A 17,825-nucleotide genomic window follows, 5' to 3' on the forward strand; every position below is an offset into this window, starting at 1 on the left:
GGAAATCGGGCTCCATATGGATACTGGGCATCCCAATCAATTCGCGCTGTTGCGCACCAGGCGCTTCCTGCCGCTGTTCGTTGCCCAGGCCATCGGCGCCTTCAACGACAATGCCTTCCGTTATGCCCTCTCCATCCTGCTCATCTACGATCTGGGGCCCAGGCTCGGTTTCGCCGAAGGCCATGCCGGCCTTCTCAACACCCTCTCCGCCGGCCTCCTGATCCTGCCTTTCTTTCTGTTCTCGGCCTTGGCCGGCCAGATCGCCGACAAGTTCGACAAGGCGATGCTGGCGCAGCGTATCAAATTCGTCGAGATCGCCATCGTGGCGCTGGCCTCCTTCAGCCTGTTCACCGACCAGATCTGGCTGCAGCTCCTCGTCGTCTTCCTGACCGGCACCCAGTCGGCCTTTTTCGGCCCGATCAAATATTCGATCCTGCCACAGCATCTCGAGCGCCAGGAGCTTCTCGGCGGCAACGGCCTGATCGAGATGGGCACCTTCCTGTCGATCCTGCTCGGCACGCTGTTCGGCAGTTTCGCCATCAGCTCCGAATGGGGCCGCCATTGGGTAAGCGTGGTGATGATCGGCCTTTCGGTCATGGCCTATCTGAGCGCCCGGCAGATTCCGGCGGCACCCGCACCTCAGCCCGAGCTCAAGCTCAACGCCAATCTCGCCCAGGAAACCTGGCGCATGATCGGCATTGCGCGCGAGCGCGGCGACGTCTTCCTCGCCATTCTCGGCATCTCCTGGTTCTGGTTCCTGGGCGTCATCTTCCTCACCCAGATTCCGCTTTTCACCCAGACCGAACTGCACGCCAATGAAACGGTGGCGAGCCTCATCATCGCCGCCTTCACCGTGGCGATCGGTGTCGGCTCCATCGTCACCAACCGGCTGCTCAAAGGTGAGGTATCGGTCAAATATGTGCCGATCGCCGCCATCCTGATCACTCTGTTCATCATCGATCTCTATTTCGCCACCGGCGCCTTACGCTCGAGCGATGCGAGCGCGCTGCGCACGCCGATCGATCTCATCTCGAGCTTCTCCGGCTGGCGCGTGCTGGTCGATCTCGCCGCCATCGCGCTGTGCGCCGGCCTTTTCGCCGTACCGCTTTATGCGCTGGTCCAGGCGCGCTCGTCGCCCCAGAAGCGCGCCCGGGTGATTGCCGCCAACAACATCGTCAACGCGGTGTTCATGACCGCGGCGACGATCCTCTCTTATGTGCTGCTCGACGCCGGGCTTTCGGTGCGCGGGCTGTTCCTGGTGGTCGGCCTCGCCAATGCCATCGCCGCCATCTGGATCTGCCGCCTCCTGCCGCAGGAGCTTGCCGCCTATATCGCGCGCCGCCTGTTCTATCTGTTCTATCGCGTCGAGATCAAAGGCTTCGAGAACTTCGCCAAGGCCGGGCGCAAGGCGCTGATCATATCCAATCACACCTCCTTCCTCGACGGCCCGCTGATTTCGGCTTTCCTGCCGGAGCGCTGCCAGTTCGCCATCAACACCCGCATCGCCGATCGCTGGTGGGTGAAGCCGGCCTTCCAGCTCTTCGACCTCCTGCCCATCGATCCCAGCAATCCGATGGCGATCAAGACGCTCGCCAACGGGCTGAAACGCGGCCGCAAGGTGGTGATCTTCCCGGAAGGCCGCATCACCCGCACCGGCTCGCTGATGAAGATCTATGAAGGTCCCGGCGTCATCGCCCATCTCGCCGGCGCGAAAATCCTGCCCATCCGCATCGACGGCGCGCAATACACGCCCTTCTCGCTGATGAAGGGCAAACTGCGCATCCGCTGGTTCCCCAAGATCACCTTGACCTTCTTGCCACCGGTTAAGATCAATGCACCGGCCGATCTGAAGAGCGGGGCATTGCGCGAATATCTCGCCGACCGGACTTACGACATCATGACCGACATGATGTTCCGCACCAGCTTCAAGAACGAGACGCTGTTCCAGTCGCTCCTCGAAGCCCGCCACATCCACGGCAAGAAGCACGAGATCCTCGAGGACATCCAGCGCACGCCGCTCACCTATGACCGTATCGTGCTGGGCAGCTTCATCCTCGGCCGTCGCCTCGCCGGACTGACTCCGGGCGAGAAGAATGTCGCCGTGCTGCTGCCGAGCGCCGCCGGCTGCTTCATCACGCTGTTCGCGCTCTATGCGTCGGGCCGCGTGCCGGCGCTTCTCAACTACTCGACGGGCGCCATCAATATGGCGGCCGCCTGCCGCACCGCCGAGGTGAAGACCGTCATCACCTCGCGCCGTTTCGTCGAGGCGGGCGACTTTGGCGATGCGGTGGCGCTGCTCGAAAAGCAGGCGAAGATCATCTGGATCGAGGATGTGCGCGCACAAATAGGTCTCGGCGACAAGCTCTACGGTCTGTGGTCCAGCCACTTCCCGAAAGGCGCGCTCAAGAAACTCGGCTACAATCCCGATGCCGATGCGCCGGCGGCCATCGTCTTCACCTCGGGCTCGGAAGGAACCCCCAAAGGCGTCGTGCTCTCGCACAACAATCTGCAGGCCAATCGCCACCAAGCGGCGGCCCGCATCGACTTCACACCACAGGACATCGTCTTCAACCCGATGCCGATGTTCCATACATTCGGGCTCAATGCCGGCACGCTTCTTCCGGTGCTCGCGGGCGTGCGCACCTTCCTCTATCCGTCACCTCTGCATTACAAGATCATCCCCGAGCTGGTCTACGACATCAACGCGACGGTGCTCTTCGGCACCGACACTTTCCTCACCGGCTATGCCCGCAACGCGCATCCATATGATTTCTACAAGATACGCTTCGTGGTGGCGGGCGCCGAGCGGGTGCGCCCCGAGACGCGCCAGACTTACATGGACATATTCGGCCTGCGTATTCTCGAGGGTTACGGCGTCACCGAATGCGCGCCGGTGCTCGCCGTCAATACACCCATCCATTATCGCGCCGGCTCGGTCGGGCGCCTGTTCGACGGCATCGACTACCGGCTCGAGACCATCGAGGGCATCACCGAAGGCGGCCGGCTGCATGTGAAAGGCCCCAATATCATGCTGGGCTATCTGCGCGCCGAAAAGCCCGGTTTGATCGAGCCGCCACCCGAAGGCTGGTACGACACCGGCGACATCGTCACCGTCGATCCGCGCCGCTACATCACCATCCAGGGCCGCGCCAAGCGCTTCTCCAAGATCGCCGGCGAGATGGTCTCGCTCGCCGCCGTCGAAAGCCATGTGCAGGAAGCTTTCCCCGATCATGTCCATGCCGTGGTCGCCATTCCCGATCCGAAGAAGGGCGAACAGCTGGTGCTCTTCTCGACGCATCAGAAGCTCGACCGCACCGGCCTGTCCGACGCCTTCAAGAATTTCGGCGTGACCGAGCTGATGACGCCCCGGATCATCGTGCCGCTGGACGCCATTCCGATCCTCGGCACCGGCAAGACGGATTATGTGACGCTCAACAAGCTGGCACGGGAGAAATTCCCCTCGTGAGCCTGGCGCTCGACGACCGCGACCGGGCCTGCCTCGACGGCGCACACGGCCCGGCCATGCGGCTCGCGATGCGGCTCGTCCTGAAAGCCGCCGGGATATTGGGCGCCCGCGAGCTGATCCCGGTCTCCTTCGCCCATATCGATGCCTGCTTCTATAGCGGCGAGGCGCATGTCGATTTCGCCCAGTATCTCCTCGATCACGGCGCGAAGCTCAGCATTCCCGCCTGGACCAATAATGGCGTGGTGAGCCTCACCGATCCCGACATCCGGCCCGAAGCGAGCGACCCGCAAATGGTCAAGGGTGCGCGCAAGCTGATGCAGCTTTATGAGAAGCTCGGCTGCCGGCCGGTGTGGACCTGCGCGCCCTATCAGCTGCCGGGCGGACCGCAATTCGGCGATCAGATCGTCGCCGGGGAATCCAATGCGGTGTCTTTCTACAACGCCGTCATCGGCGCGCGGACCAACAAATATGGCGATTATCTCGATGTCGCCTGCGCGCTCATCGGCAAGGCGCCCTATGCCGGCCTCCATCGCGACGAAGGCCGGCGCGGCCGTCTCCTCATCCGCACCGAGGCCGTTCCCGACGGCTGGAAAGCTGAGAACATCTTCTATCATCTGCTCGGCCATCATGTCGGCAAGCTCGCAGGCCAGGCCATTCCGGTGATCTCCGGCCTGCCGCCGCAGGAGACGGCGGATTCGCTGAAGGCGCTGGCCGCCGCGGCCGCTTCCGCGGGTGGCGTCGAGATGTGGCACGCCGTCGGCGTGACGCCGGAAGCCGCGACGCAGGATGATGCCTTCCAGGGCCATGCGCCCGAACACATCTTCGAGGTCACGCCCGAGTCTCTTGCGCAGGCGCGCCGCGATCTGACCAGCGCCAAGGACGGTCCGCTCGATATGGTGGCACTCGGCACGCCGCATTTCTCACTGACCGAATTCGAAAGACTGGCGCCACTCGTCGCGGGGCGAAAAGCGAGCCCCGGTCTCGCTTTTTACGTCTCGACCAGCCGCCATATACGCGACGAGGCGGCAAAGCGCGGCTGGATCGCCGAGCTCGAAGCCTTCGGCGCCACCGTCATCGCCGACACCTGCACTTATTATTCGCCGGCGGTGCGCCGCTGCCGCGGCCGCATCATGACCAATGCCGCGAAATGGGCCTATTACGCGCCCGGCATGCTGGGTGTCGAAGTCTGCTTCGGCAGCCTCGCCGAATGTGTCGAAAGCGCCGTCCGGGGTGAGGTGTGGCGCGATCCGCAACTATGGGCGAACGGCCTATGATCCAAGCGCGCATCCTTCACGGCGGCGAAGCGCACGGGCGCGTTCTCGCTCTCGATGCGCCTTTGAGCTTCTGGGGCGCTTTCGATCCGCGTACCGGGCGGATCATCGACATCCATCATCCGCAATGCGGATCATGCATCACCGGCACGATCCTGATGATGCGCGAGACACGCGGCTCCGGCACCGCACCCGGCGGCATGGCGGAAGCGATCCGGCTCGGCACGGCGCCTTCGGCCATCATCCTCGTCAAGCCGGACATCAATCTCGCGATCGGCGCGGAGGTCGCGGAAGCGTTATACGGAAAGACCTGCCCGGTGCTGGCGGTGACGGCGGCGGATTATGCCGAACTCGCCCGGCACGCGGCGCTCGCCATCTCCGGCGATGGAAAGATCACTCCGCTGCCGCGAGATTCTTTTCCCGGTTAGCCCCATCGACACTGTCGGAGACCGGATTCGATTCCTCCGGAATCCGGAAGATGTTCCAGTCATAGGCGCGCCGGCCCACCGAGACGAGACCGGTCCACCACGAGACGAAAGCCGACAGAGCGAGGCCGAGCACGATCGGCGACAGCCAGAGGAAAGTCTGCGTCGTGATCAGGAAAGCGAGCACGCCGACCAGCAGACCGGCGACGATATGCCAGGCATGTTTGTGCAGGAGCTCGTTGAAGGGCGGCGCCTCCTCGGTGCGCTTCTGCGCTTTCCAGCCGGAATCGCGGCCGAGGAAGATGTCGAGCACGAAGCCCGACTGGATGATCATCATGATGGGCGACAGCAGTGCGGAAAGGATCGATTCCGCAAACAGGCTCTTGATCAGCCCGATGACGCCGCCGCAGCCGCGCCGCAGCACCGGATCGAAGATGGCGGCGATGATGCCGAGGATCTTCGGCACGAACAGCACCGCCATGGTCAAGGTGAAGAGGCGCAGCGCGCGCTCCGGATCGAAGACCGGCCAGGCCGGAAACAGCGTGAAGCCTTCCGGAAAATAATTGGGCTGGGCATATTTGGCGACCGTCGACAGGACGAGACCGGTCATCAGCAGGAACAGCCACAGCGGCGAAGCCAGATAGGACATGATGCCCTGCAGGAAATGGATGCGGCTCACCCAATGCAGGCCCCTCACATGGAGGAGCTTGATATGCTGCAGATTGCCCTGGCTCCAGCGCCGGTCGCGCGCCGCGAGCTCGATCAGATTGGGCGGCGTCTCTTCATAAGACCCGCCGAGCGCCGGCAGCATATAGACCGCCCAGCCGGACCGGCGCATCAGCGCCGCCTCGACGAAGTCATGGCTCATGATATGGCCGCCGAAGGGCTTGCGGCCTTCGAGCTCGGGCAGGCCCGCCGATTCCGCAAAGGCCTTCACCCGGATGATCGCGTTGTGGCCCCAGTAATTGCCGTCGCGCCCGTGCCAGGCGGCGAGCCCGTTGGCGACGATCGGCCCATAAACGCGGCCGGCGAATTGCTGCATGCGGGAATAAAGCGTCCAGCGATTATGGAGCAGCGGCAGGCTCTGGATGATGCCGGCCTTGGGGTCCGCCGCCATGGCGCGCGCCAGGGTGACCAGCGTAGGACCGGACATCATGCTGTCGGCGTCGAGCACGATCATCGCCTCATAGGCGCCGCCCCAGCGGGTGACGAAATCGGCGATGTTGCCGGCCTTCTTGTGATGATTGTCGGGACGGCGGCGGTAATAGACCTGGATGTCGTCGCGCAGATCCTGGCGCAATTTGGCGAAGACCTGCGCCTCATGACGGATATGGGCGGCTTCGCGGCTGTCGCTCAGGATGAAGATGTCGAACTTGTCGCCGGCTTTCTCGCGCGCGAGCGCGCGGCCCATGCGCGCCATCGCTTCGGCGACCGTTTCCGGGTCCTCGTGATAGACCGGCATGAGAAGCGCCGTACGTTTGGTGTCACCAAGCTCGGCCAGCGTGTAACGCGGCCGCCGCGTCATGCACAGAAAGCCCAGCATGGCGCCGGCGCAGGCAAACGAGATCCAGGCGAAGGTCACCGCAAAGAGGGCGGCGAAGATCACCTGCAGCCAGGTGATATCCGCCGGGCTGATCACCTGGTAGATTTCGTAAGTGCCGAGGCCGGTCAGGGCCAGTGTCGCCGAAAAAACGAACCAGCGGTAGAAATGCACGCTGGAGCGTTCGCGACCGGCGGAAAGGGCCCCGCCAGGAGCCCAATGCTTGAGGTCCTGAACGGGCATGTCGAGCCGGGATTCCGGCGGCAGAATATCGTCCTTGCTGGGCGCGATATCTACGATTTTGTCCACCGATAGAGCCATGTTTCGCTCACTCTTTCCTGGCCGCGCTTGAGCACCGCCCGGAACTCGGACATTTCAGCACTTCCGACATCGATTTCGAAGGACAATCTGACGCCGCCGCTTTGCGGATTGGGCTGGGTGACGACATTGCTGATCGTACCTTGGCTTGCAGTCACGTCAGCGACAACGTCGCCGGTGAGAGAGCCGCCCTGGAAATCGATGACATAGAGGCGCTTGTTCTGGTCGAAATTGAGACCCCCGCCGGAGAATCTCGCCATCGACTTGTAATCCTGGCGGTCCAGCGGCCATTCATCGCACCAGTAGAGCCGATAGACGAAGGACACGGAGCTGTCCTTGGCCGGCTTCTGCTTGGGCTGCCAGAAGGCGGCGATGTTGTCGTGGATCTCACGCTGCGACGGAATCTCGTAGAGTTCCACCGCGCCCTGGCCCCAGTCGCCGATCGGCTCCACCCAGAGGCTCGGCCGCTTCTCATATTTAGCCTCGAGGTCGAGGAAGTCGTCATACTGCCGCTTGCGCTGCATCAGCCCGAAACCGCCGGGGCTGTTGTCGACGAAGGCCGAAACCTGCAGCGTCTTCGGATTGGCGAGCGGGCGCCAGAGATATTCGCCGGCCCCGGTCAGCATCATCAGCCCGTCTGAATCATGCACCGCCGGACGGTAGTCGTCGAAGGAGACATGATTCATCGCGTCATAGAGGAACATGCTGGTGAGCGGCGCAATACCGACGTGATCGAGGTCGCGGCGTGGGAAGATGGTCATCTCGACATCCATCTGCGTCGCCGCGCCCGGCTTTATGGTGAAGCGATAGGCGCCGGTGCAGGACGGGCTGTCGAGCAGCGCCCACACCACCACCGACACCGCATCGGGCGTCGGCGTGCGGATCCAGAAGGAGCGAAAGAACGGGAATTCCTCGCCATTGGGCTGGCCGGTGTCGATGGCGAGCCCGCGCGCCGAAAGCCCGTAAAGATGGCCCTTGCCTATGGCGCGGAAATAGGACGCGCCCTGGAACACGCAGAACTCGTCATTGTAGTCCTTGCTGTTGAGCGGGTAGCGCAGCCGGAAGCCGGCATAGTGCAGGTCCATGTCGCCTTTGGGCTGTTGCACCAGAGGCCCGAAGGTGAAGAGATCGGGGACGTAATTGAGCTTCGCCTGCTCGCCATTGTCGACGATGAAGATGTCGACCGGCGAGGTGTAATAGAAGCCGGAATGGAAGAGATCGAAGGAGAAGCCATGCGGCTGGCCGCGCCAGATCGACTTCTCGGGATTGAAGCGGATGTCGCGATACTGGTCATAGGTGAGGTTATCGAGACCAGGCGGCAGCTGAATCTTCTCTTCGACGAAAGGCTTCTTGGCCCGCGCCCGCGCCAGCTCCAGCACATAGTCGTCGGTGAATGTTTCGGATTTGCCCAAAAGCTCGACTGTCTGCGCCGATGCCTCGAGCAGACCGGTCTTGGAGGCCGCACCCAGGACCGCAAGCCCTTGCAGCATGTTCAGCATGCCACGCCGCGTAACGCTCATTCAACACAACTCCTCGGCCGGCTTAAGATCATGCCGGATCATGGTTTTTGCCAGTCGCTGGAACCTGGGAGCACCCCAAAGTGCGCCGCAACATGAAGCCCCAGGAACGATTTGTAAAGCCCTGCCACAGGAACTAACCCCGCATAATGGTGAGACTTTGTTCGCGCATGTAGCGGGGAATGGTAAACGGCCCGAATCCGCCCTTACCGTCGATGCCCGACCCCTTCCAGCCGCAAAAAGTCTGCTCGCCCGGCCAGGCGCCGGTTGTGGCGCCGGTGCGCCGGTTGACATAGAGCACCCCCGCCTCGGCGAGGCCGAGAAACGTCTCGATCTCCTTGGGGCTTCCCGAATAGAGACCCGCGCACAGACCATAGACATTGCGATTACCCAGAGCGACGCCTTCCGCCAGGGAGCCCACGGCCACCACCGACAGGACCGGCAGAATCAATTCGTCTTTGTTAATCCAATGATCGGGCGGAAGTTCCGCAACGACCATCGGCGCCACGAAATGCCCCTTGTTGAACAATGGCCCCGGAAGCCGCTCGCCGCCATGGATGATGCGGCCCTTGAGGCGTGCCGCTTTCGCCACCTTCTGGTAGCGCTCGACCGCCGCCTCGTCGATCAGCGGCCCCATGAAGGTCCGGCGGTCTTCCGGATTGCCGACGATGATCGCCTGGGCCTGGGCCTTCAGGCGCCCGAGCAAGTCCTCCTTTACCGTTTCATCGACATAGACCACCGAGCAGGAGGAGCATTTTTCGCCCTGGAGCCCGAAAGCCGACCGGATCAGGCCTTCCACCGCCATGTCGAGATCGGCGGTCGCCGTGACATAGGCCGGGTTCTTGCCGCCCATCTCGCAAATGACTGGCCGCGCATAGGCGCTCGAGGCGAGCTTGCGGTAGATGCGCATGCCGGTCTGATGTGTGCCGGTGAAGGCGACCCCGTCGACGCCTTCGGCATCGACCAGAAGGGGGCCCGCTTCCGAACCGTTGATGAGATTGATCACGCCCGAGGGAATGCCGGCGGCCTCCACCGTTTCCATCAGCAGCGCCGAGGTCAGGCCCGATTGCGGCGAGGGTTTGAACACGGCCGTATTGCCGGCGACCAGCGCCGCACCTAGCATGTTACAGGCAAGCGCCACCGGGAAGTTGAACGGCGAAATGACGGCGAAGACGCCGACCGGTTTCAGCAGGCAGGTGGTCTCCTCGTCCACATGGGCACGTTGCATCGGCTGGCTGAAGCCTTTCGAACGCTCCATCTCGTCGCAATACCAATTGACGAGATGGATCGCCTCCTCCGCCTCGCCCACCGCTTCGAGCCTGGACTTTCCGACTTCGTAGAGCGCGGCCATGCCGAGCTCGTATTTGCGCCGCTCGATCTCCTTGGCCCATTTGCGCAAGATTTTGACCCGCGTCTTCCAGCCCATGCCCGACCAGACCGGAAAGGCGTCGCGCCCGGCGCGCACGGCGGCAGCAACCGCTTTGCGGTCGGCCGAGACGAGCCGCGCCACCACCAGATCGCGCTCGAAAGGGCAGCGGACTTCATAAGCGCGTCCGCTCACATCATGGCGTCCCGCCATCACATTGGGCCAGGCTTGGCCCAGCATGGATTTGCGGAACCCGGGCAAGGCTTCGTCCAGCCAGTCATGCAAGGGGGCGAAATCGGCCCCGATATTGGAATAGGTCACACGTGGCAGGGCTTTCGCCATCGGGAATACTTTCGCAAGAGTAAGGCGAAGCTAGCGCGCCCTTACGCTGCCGTGAAGTCCATCTTGGACTTATGGTCGAAAGGCGACATGGAACCCGCTTCCTCCTTGCGCGTTTGTGATCCAGCGCCGTTGGGTAAGAGGAAAAACAAGGCATGGATTTGGGTCCGGTCGACCGCGACACGGCGGCAGTTGCGCGGCTTCATTTATCTAAGACCGTGTCCTTCTCCATCATCGGAATATTTGCGATCCTCCTGGTCGGCGCGTTCTATTTCGCGCGCACCTTCTTCCTGCCGGTGATGCTGGCGCTTCTCGTCACCCTCACTTTTTCGCCCATGGTGCGTTATCTGCGCCGCCAGGGCATTCCTTCTGTGGTCTCCGCGGTCCTTCTGGTGCTGGCCTTGTTTGCTTTCCTGGGCTCGGCGGCGCTGTATCTCTCCGATCCGATAAGCCAGCTGATCGCCGACTCGCCCGCCATCGCCCAGCGCATCGAGGAGCGCTTCGCGCCTTTGCGCGAGCCCTTGCGCCGGGTGATGAACGCTTCCGCCCAGCTTGAGGAGCTGTCCAATGCCGGCAGTCCTCCGACCGAGAAGGTCGTCGTCGCCCAGCCCGGGCTCGCCGCCTGGGCTGCCAATGCGCTGGGTGGCCTCAGCACGACATTGGGCGCGACGCTGGTGCTGGTGCTTTTCCTGCTCTCCTCTGGCGACTTGTTCCTCCACAAGCTGGTGCGCATCCTGCCCACTTTAAGCGATAAGAAGCGCTCGGTGCGTCTTGTCCACGATGTCGAATTCGAGGTGTCGCGCTATCTCCTCACCATCACCGCCATCAATCTGTGCTTCGGCGCTGCGGTTGCCGTCGCCATGGCGGTGCTCGGCATGCCCAATCCTCTGCTCTGGGCCGCCATCGCCACCGCGCTCAATTTCATCCCCTATGTCGGCGCCGCAATTGGCGTCGGCGCCACCTTCGTGGCCGCCCTGGTCACCTACGGCTCGATCGGCCCGGCCTTCCTGCCACCCGCCGCCTATCTGCTCTTCCACACATTCGAAAGCGCCTTCATCACGCCCCTCATCCTCGGCCGCAGGCTCGAGCTCAATGTCGTGGTGATCTTCATTTCGCTGGCTTTCTGGAGCTGGATCTGGGGCATTGTCGGCGCCCTCATCGCCGTCCCGATCCTGGTGGTGATCAAGGTCTTCTGCGACAACTTCCCCGGCCTCGCCCATTTTGGCGAATTCCTGTCCGGCAACAACACCCCGACGGACACCCTGAACGGCCCGGACCAACCTTAAAATTGCGACATTCGATCTCACGATCTTGACGCTGGGACCGCCCTTCCCACCTTATCTGGCAGAGCCATCTGTTCCTGCGCGCCAAGGCCGCGGGCGTGAGCTCCAGACCTTGGCGGCCCGCCGGACCGGAGAACGAGCAACGGGCGTTCGCGGTTCTCGTTTGACAGGGCTCGCGCGACGCCGAGGAGTTTGTCATGGTCAATATCGGCAAAAGGCTGACGGCCCAATGGAAGGACGCCGTGAACCTGGTTCTGGGCCTGTGGCTCATCGTTTCGCCATGGGCGCTGAATTTCAGGCTCATCGAGGCCCCGACATGGAATGCCTGGACGGTCGGCGTGGTCATCGCTGTGGCGGCGGCCGCGGCACTCATCGCCTTCAATAAATGGGAGGAATGGGTGGAGGCGGCGCTCGGCTGCTGGCTGATCGTGTCGCCCTTCCTGCTGGGCTTCGGCACGGAATTCTACGCGACATGGAACCAGATCATCGTCGGCGCCATCGTCGGCGCGCTCGCGATCTGGTCGGCGATGGAGCCCACCACCGCGCACCGTGCCATGTGAATGAGGAGGGAATGCCGCCCCACCGGCATTCCCTCTGTTGATCAATCCTGCCTCGACACTGCCGAACGGCACTAATCGTCAAGCCTTCAACTTTGACGGGATATCCTCTACAAAGCCGGCCCGTATCGAGGAACCATCATGCGTTATGCGAAGATCACGGAGCGGCTCCAGGGCCTGGGCTCCGAGAAGTGGGCTGTTCATATCGAGGGCAAGGAGCGCGAGGCGAAGGGCGAGAAGCTGATCTTTCTCTCGATCGGCGAGCCTGACGCGGCAGTGCCCGAAGCGATCATGGACGTCGCCGAGCGGCAGATGCGCGCGGGCCGCACGCGCTATTCCAACGGCCGCGGCGAGCCGCAGGTCCTGCGGGCGTTGTCGGCGATGTATTCGAAGCGCACCGGCCGCCATGTGGCGCCGAGTCAGTTCCTGTTCCTGCCCGGCACCCAGACGGCTCTGTTTGTCGCCTTCATGGGTCTCATCGATATCGGCGACGAGGTGCTGCTGCCCGACCCCTATTACGCGACCTATGAAGGCGTCATCGCCGCCGCCGGCGGCATCCCGGTGCCGGTACGCGCCGATCCCGATCGCGGCTTCCATCTGAGCCCCGCGGATCTGGCGAAGAAGATCACGCCCAGGACCCGGGCTTTGCTGCTCAACACGCCCGGCAACCCCACCGGCACCGTCTTCACCGCCGATGAGATCGCCAGCATCGGCGCGTTATGCCGCAAGCACGATCTGTGGATCGTCTCCGACGAGGTCTATGCGACGCTCACCTATGGCAACACCGTCTTCGTGTCGCCGTTCGACGATGCCGCGCTCGAAGAACGCACCGTGGTCGTCTCCTCGGTGTCGAAGTCGCATGCCATGCCGGGCTTCCGCTGTGGCTGGATCGCCGCGTCCGAGGAGTTCTGCGAGCGCGTGCTGCCGTTTTCCGAGACCATGCTGTTCGGCTCGCAACCCTTCCTCGAGGACGCCACGGCCTTCGCGCTCGACAACTACTTCCCCGAAGTCGAGAAGATGAAGGTCGATTACGAGAAACGCGCCCGCACTCTCATCGCCGGCCTGGCTGGCGCCCGGACCGTTTCAGCGCGCATGCCGGAAGGCGGCATGTTCGTGATGGTCGATGTCCGCAAGACCGGCCTCTCGGGCGACGACTTCGCCCGCCGGCTGCTGGCCGAGGAGGCCGTCGTCACCATGCCGGGCGAAAGCTTCGGTGAAGGCGGTGCCGGCCATCTGCGCGTCGCTTTGACCGTCGATGAAACACAGATCGCCGAAGCGAGCAAAAGGATCCGGCGCCTCGCCGAACAGATCGGCTGATCAACACTACTCTTGCGGACGCTTGCGCGCTTTCTTGGCGGCTGACTTGGCCGGCGCCGGGCTGTCCGCGTCGTCGTCCTCATCCTTCAAGAGCGGCAGCAGCTTGAGGGTCAGGAAGGTGATGAGCGCGATGGTGATGGCGACCTCGTAGCTGCCAAGCCCGACCGCAGCACCAATGGCGCCGGTGGCCCACAGGCTGGCAGCGGTCGCCGTGCCATAGACCGAGGCGCCGTGTTTGAGAATGGCGCCGCCGCCGATGAAGCCCATGCCGGTGATCAGGCCGTTGACGACATAGGCGGTGGCCTGCGGCGCATCCGTCATCAGCGATTCCGAAGCTTGGACGAAGCCGCAGCTCGCCAGGGCCACCAGCGGAAAGGTGCGCAGGCCGGCGCTGCGGGCCTCTTTCTCCCGGTCCCAGCCGATCGGGAGAGCCAGCAGATAAGCGGCCGCGAGAGCCGCTATATGGGCCAGGATCTGAGCAAAATCGATGGTCGGCATCATGGCGCCCCCCTCATCTCGTCATCGTCCGACTGCAGCGATGCAAGCCGCCCTTTCACCCGCCAGATGAGGCCGTTCGGCGCCAGCTCGGTCTCCGATGATCCGGAGATCGCCGTCGGCATCAGCTGATGGAGCACTTTCGATCCGAAGCCCGGATTGTCGGTCTGCTGTGGCGCCGGCCCGCCCGTTTCCCGCCAGGTGAGCGTGAAATTCTCCTGCGCCGCATCCACAACGATCTCCCAGCGTACCGATACAAGCCCATCGGGCACGGAGAAGGCGCCATGCTTGACCGCATTGGTGCAGAGCTCATGAAACGCCATGCCGAAATATTGCGCCGCCATCGCGGACAAGGCGACGCTTGGGCCTTGTGCTTGCAGGCGGTCCGCCAGCCCGAATGCCTCCACATGTGCGACGAGAAGCTTCTCGAGATCGGCCGATTCCCATTCGCCATGCACGAGCAGATCGTGCGATCGGGCCAATGCAGTGATGCGCGCCTGGATGAGGCTCTCGAATTCCTGCGGCGTGCGCGCCTGCTTGTTCGTCTCGCGCACCATGGCCAGGATCACCGCATATTGGTTCTTCACCCGATGCGCGAGCTCGCGCATCAGCCCCTTGATGCGCCGCTCATAATGCTTGCGCGAAGAGATATCCTGCGTGATGCCGATGAAATGTTGACCCGATCCTTTGACGGCGGCGCGATAATTCTCCAGCCAGATCATCCGGCCGTCCGGCCGCGTGAGACGATACTCTTCCTTCTGCGCCGGCAACTCGCCCTGGTTCATGCGGCTGCGCGCCTCGAACATGCGGACCCGGTCGTCGGGATGAACCATGGCCAGGAATTTTTCCGTCGAGGGCGGCTCCTTGCCGGGATGGAGCCCGATCATGTGATAGAAATTCTCGTCCCACCGCAGGCGGCCATCCGGAGGGATCTCCCAGGCTGCCAGATTGGCGGCTTTGAGTGCAAGCTCCAGCCGCTTGCGCTCGAATTCAAGGCGCTGGATTGCCCGGTCGAGCAGATCGACGATGAAGACAATGAGCGCGCAGACGCCAGCGAAACCAAGGATGGTCAGATAGCCCCAGTTGCCGGGAAATCCGTCGGTCTGCGAGAAATAATAGGCGCCGAGCACCGTGCAGGCCACCCAGGCAAGGAGGCCGCCATTTCTGCCGCCGATGAAGGCGCTGAGCAGCACCACCGGGTAAAGCGGCAGGAAGGCCGGAAGATCGGGAAAGATGGCTCTCAGCACGACGACCGAGGCAACAAGCCCGGCACTGAAGAATACACCATACCGGGGGTGGCGCCGAAGCATCGGCAACCTTTTATCGATCCACACGGAAAACCCCTGAAACGCTCTTGAGCCTGTTCTTGAAGTCGTTTGTTGCGCAGCAAAGATCCGCCCCGGTGCGGATGCTGATCTCGTATCAGACTGTTTCTCATGGAGTAAAGCTCAATCCTCTCCAGATTTGTCGATGATGCCGTAATCGGCCGATTTGCGGTTCGCGACGGCGATCGCGAAACCCTCGGCGGCAAGTCCTCTGCGGATGATCTCGCGCACCGCCGCCGCCCGGCTCGGCATGCGCCTGTTGAAGCGCCAATCATCGAGCGCCGCCACTTCCGCGCTATCCAGCATGATCTGAAGGCGTATCGATCTATGCCTCGCATTCATCCCGTGCACCTCTTACTCATTTGCTGCCTAGTGCTCAAATAACGCACAGAATGCGAAGTGAGTTCCCTGACCAACTCACTGTCTATTTGCCTTTGTGGAATTGCATTCCGGTGCGAAGAGCGTAGCTTCACCGCCATGAAAGGTTGGTCCCATGACAGTGAAGCTTTCACCCGGCATCAGGGACGCCATCCAAAGATTCTTGGACGACGTCGAAAATCATCATGGCATTGTGAATGTCTACCAGGCGGCCCAGCGAATCCGGCGATCTCATCCTGACGAGCCATTCACGCTCGAGGACATCATGATGGCGGTGATGAACGGGAGTGGCCGCATCCGGGCGATCGAATTCGACCCGCAGGCGGCTTAGCCGCCGGCGTTTCCGCCAATGGAAATGGGCGAGCGCCCCGGTCGAGCACCCGCCCATTATAAAGTCCCCTTCGAGAAGGGACTTGAATCTGCGCTTTATTTGGCCGGCGCCGCGCCGCCCTTGTTCTCGTCATTCACATTGGGATTCTGCTGCTGCTGCTGACCCGGATTGCGGGTGCCGCCACCCTGCTGATCCTGCCCGGGGCGCGGTGTCGGATTGCCCTGCTGCTGTTGTCCATCGCGCGGCTGCTTGTTGTCTTGGTCACGGTTCATGAAATTCTCCTGGTCGCATTGTGAGTCACTTGAGATAACACCTCCGCGTGTTAATGGTTCCATGTTGGCGAATTGACACCTGGGGGCGCGCAACTGGCGCTCACGCGTGAAAGTTGAAGAGACCGGCATCAGGATCCGATTTGCCGCTGAGCTCGGTCGAGATCAGTTCCGCCGCGAGCCGGCTGTAGGTGATTCCGTTGCCGCCATAACCGAGGGCGGCATAGACATGTTTATGTCCAGGCAAGCGCCCGATCTTTGGAAGGCCCGTCGCGCTGGCGCCGAAATTGGCCGACCAGGCGAAATCAGGCGTCGTATCCACGCCCGGAAACAACCGCCCCAACTTCGCGGATAACTGGGAGACCTTCGCCACAAGCATGGCGTTGCGCCTCTCCTCATCGCCGAAGTCCTCGTCTTCACCACCACAGATGATGCGCCCGTCAGGCGTCGTGCGCAGATAGAGATAGGGATCGGAAGCCTCCCAGATCAATGTCTCGCCAGGCCAGAGCCTTCGCTTCTGCGGTCGGGTCGCCATGACGAAAGTGGAGGCGATATGCAGGGACTTGTCCCGCACCACCTTCGGCAACTCATATCCCGACGCATAAATCGCCATACGCGCTTTGATCGTGCCGCCGCTTTTGGTGACCGCCTTCACGCCCGACCTGCTCTCGGAAAGTGCCGTCACCTCATCGCGGGCAATCACTTTTGCCCCTCTGGCGATCGCCGCTTGCAGATAACCGGCCGTGAGCGTTCGCGGATTGAGAGTGAGATTGCCGAACGAGAGAAGGGCCGCTGGACGCGAGATGCCATAGGCCTTCCGCAGATGAGCACGATCGAGAAAGACGGACTCGAATCCAGCGCTTCGGCGCGCTTCGCCTTCGCGGGCGAGACTGCGTTCACCCAGCATGTCGCCAGCCAGATAGAGCGAGTCACGCTGCACCATGTCGCATTTGATGCCCAGATACTCCGTGCGGTGACGCAGATTCTCGAGCGCCAGCTTCGAGCGCCGCCAGGCGCGGATGGCTTTTTCCTCGCCGATCTTGGTGCGCAGCTTGATGATCGGCATGTCGATTTCGTAGAGGACGAGAGCGGTGGATGCCGGTGTCGAGCCCAGGATAGGACCGCGCCGGTCGATGAAGACGACGGAATAGCCTTGCGCCGCAAGAAGCTCGCCGATCAACGCGCCGCTTATGCCGGCCCCGATGATGAGCACATCCGCTGTCTTCCCGCCTGCGGCTGAAACGGTCTTTATTCGCGGCGCCGGATAAGCGAGCCACAGACTCCGGCCGTTGCGCAGCTGCCTCTTTCGGGTTGTCAAGGCGTTCCCCTAGCGGTGTGAAGTCAGGTTGAGAGATACAGCCACGCGAGGAGAAGGCCGAGGAGAGCTCCAGCGATGCCGAGACCAAGCACATAACGCATCGGTCCGACCTTGACCGCCTGGCGCGCTTCGGTTGCGGATTTTTCGAGGGGTTGTTGATCCATAGGGTCACAACGACTGGGATTCGCCCATGGTTCCATAGGGCCCACAGCCTGACGCTTTTTCCTCCATCTCGCATGGGCGGCATGCGAAACTGTTCATTGGAGAACGGGAGGCGCAATCGCAGTATCCCGTCTCAAGGGACCAGGGG

At 62.6% G+C, this 17,825-nt stretch carries 16 protein-coding genes; 7 read left to right on the forward strand and 9 right to left on the reverse strand.

Translation table 11 applies throughout. From position 1 onward, the window contains the following. Positions 1 to 16 precede the first annotated feature (16 nt). The 3 genes from JHL16_RS19635 to JHL16_RS19645 are packed head-to-tail and all read left to right on the forward strand — an operon-like array spanning position 17 to position 5,165. Positions 17 to 3,466, forward strand: coding sequence for an acyl-[ACP]--phospholipid O-acyltransferase (locus JHL16_RS19635; RefSeq protein ID WP_200186534.1), 3,450 nt, complete (start codon positions 17 to 19; stop codon positions 3,464 to 3,466). Beyond that, entirely contained in the window at positions 3,463 to 4,740 is a 1,278-nt protein-coding gene (locus JHL16_RS19640; protein ID WP_200186535.1) for an aconitase X, read from the forward strand. Before JHL16_RS19635 ends, JHL16_RS19640 begins: the two co-directional genes overlap by 4 nt. Next, complete coding sequence (locus tag JHL16_RS19645) at positions 4,737 to 5,165, forward strand: aconitase X swivel domain-containing protein (RefSeq protein ID WP_200186536.1); 429 nt, start codon at positions 4,737 to 4,739, stop codon at positions 5,163 to 5,165. Before JHL16_RS19640 ends, JHL16_RS19645 begins: the two co-directional genes overlap by 4 nt. Here JHL16_RS19645 and mdoH read toward each other — a convergent pair. The 3 genes from mdoH to JHL16_RS19660 all read right to left on the reverse strand — a co-directional run bounded on the left by mdoH (position 5,131) and on the right by JHL16_RS19660 (position 10,245). Further along, positions 5,131 to 7,011, reverse strand: coding sequence for a glucans biosynthesis glucosyltransferase MdoH (gene mdoH, locus JHL16_RS19650; protein WP_200186537.1), 1,881 nt, complete (start codon positions 7,009 to 7,011; stop codon positions 5,131 to 5,133). The genes JHL16_RS19645 and mdoH overlap by 35 nt on opposite strands. After that, positions 6,996 to 8,540 (reverse strand): OpgD/OpgG family glucan biosynthesis protein, encoded by a 1,545-nt coding sequence (locus JHL16_RS19655; protein WP_200186538.1) that lies wholly within the window; start codon positions 8,538 to 8,540, stop codon positions 6,996 to 6,998. The genes mdoH and JHL16_RS19655 overlap by 16 nt, the downstream gene beginning before the upstream one ends. Before the next feature lie 133 nt (positions 8,541 to 8,673). Further along, positions 8,674 to 10,245, reverse strand: coding sequence for an aldehyde dehydrogenase family protein (locus JHL16_RS19660; protein WP_200186539.1), 1,572 nt, complete (start codon positions 10,243 to 10,245; stop codon positions 8,674 to 8,676). A gap of 152 nt (positions 10,246 to 10,397) precedes the next feature. On the opposite strand from JHL16_RS19660, the gene JHL16_RS19665 reads away from it, so the two are divergent. The 3 genes from JHL16_RS19665 (at position 10,398) to JHL16_RS19675 (ending at position 13,399) form a co-directional block, all read left to right on the forward strand. Continuing rightward, positions 10,398 to 11,528 carry an AI-2E family transporter gene (locus tag JHL16_RS19665; protein WP_200186540.1) on the forward strand — a complete coding sequence of 377 codons (1,131 nt, stop codon included), beginning with the start codon at positions 10,398 to 10,400 and terminating at the stop codon, positions 11,526 to 11,528. 194 nt (positions 11,529 to 11,722) lie between these two features. Continuing rightward, complete coding sequence (locus JHL16_RS19670) at positions 11,723 to 12,085, forward strand: SPW repeat protein (RefSeq protein WP_200186541.1); 363 nt, start codon at positions 11,723 to 11,725, stop codon at positions 12,083 to 12,085. 138 nt (positions 12,086 to 12,223) lie between these two features. Continuing rightward, positions 12,224 to 13,399: a pyridoxal phosphate-dependent aminotransferase gene (locus tag JHL16_RS19675; protein WP_200186542.1), complete on the forward strand. Its 1,176-nt coding sequence runs from the start codon at positions 12,224 to 12,226 to the stop codon at positions 13,397 to 13,399. Between the two features lie 6 nt (positions 13,400 to 13,405). Here the strand turns inward: JHL16_RS19675 and JHL16_RS19680 are convergent, their stop codons facing one another. From JHL16_RS19680 to JHL16_RS19690, 3 genes are all read right to left on the reverse strand, one after another. Then, positions 13,406 to 13,900 (reverse strand): MgtC/SapB family protein, encoded by a 495-nt coding sequence (locus tag JHL16_RS19680; RefSeq protein ID WP_246770983.1) that lies wholly within the window; start codon positions 13,898 to 13,900, stop codon positions 13,406 to 13,408. Continuing rightward, entirely contained in the window at positions 13,897 to 15,204 is a 1,308-nt protein-coding gene (locus JHL16_RS19685) for an HWE histidine kinase domain-containing protein (protein WP_200186543.1), read from the reverse strand. The genes JHL16_RS19680 and JHL16_RS19685 overlap by 4 nt, the downstream gene beginning before the upstream one ends. Positions 15,205 to 15,342: 138 nt before the next feature. Beyond that, positions 15,343 to 15,525, reverse strand: coding sequence for a hypothetical protein (locus JHL16_RS19690; protein WP_348647237.1), 183 nt, complete (start codon positions 15,523 to 15,525; stop codon positions 15,343 to 15,345). A 187-nt stretch (positions 15,526 to 15,712) separates the two neighbouring features. Between JHL16_RS19690 and JHL16_RS19695 the strand changes: the two genes are divergently transcribed. After that, on the forward strand, positions 15,713 to 15,928 hold the full coding sequence (locus tag JHL16_RS19695; RefSeq protein WP_137858979.1) for a hypothetical protein: 216 nt from the start codon (positions 15,713 to 15,715) through the stop codon (positions 15,926 to 15,928). Positions 15,929 to 16,023: 95 nt separating this feature from the next. Here the strand turns inward: JHL16_RS19695 and JHL16_RS19700 are convergent, their stop codons facing one another. The 3 genes from JHL16_RS19700 to JHL16_RS19710 all read right to left on the reverse strand — a co-directional run bounded on the left by JHL16_RS19700 (position 16,024) and on the right by JHL16_RS19710 (position 17,679). After that, positions 16,024 to 16,200 (reverse strand): hypothetical protein, encoded by a 177-nt coding sequence (locus JHL16_RS19700; RefSeq protein WP_171028627.1) that lies wholly within the window; start codon positions 16,198 to 16,200, stop codon positions 16,024 to 16,026. Positions 16,201 to 16,300: 100 nt separating this feature from the next. After that, positions 16,301 to 17,515, reverse strand: coding sequence for an NAD(P)/FAD-dependent oxidoreductase (locus JHL16_RS19705; protein WP_200186545.1), 1,215 nt, complete (start codon positions 17,513 to 17,515; stop codon positions 16,301 to 16,303). Positions 17,516 to 17,538: 23 nt separating this feature from the next. Further along, entirely contained in the window at positions 17,539 to 17,679 is a 141-nt protein-coding gene (locus tag JHL16_RS19710) for a hypothetical protein (protein WP_200187238.1), read from the reverse strand. Positions 17,680 to 17,825 lie beyond the last annotated feature (146 nt).

The sequence above is a fragment of the Taklimakanibacter albus genome (genome assembly GCF_016595235.1).
GTDB classification, from domain to species: Bacteria; Pseudomonadota; Alphaproteobacteria; order Rhizobiales; family Aestuariivirgaceae; genus Taklimakanibacter; species Taklimakanibacter albus.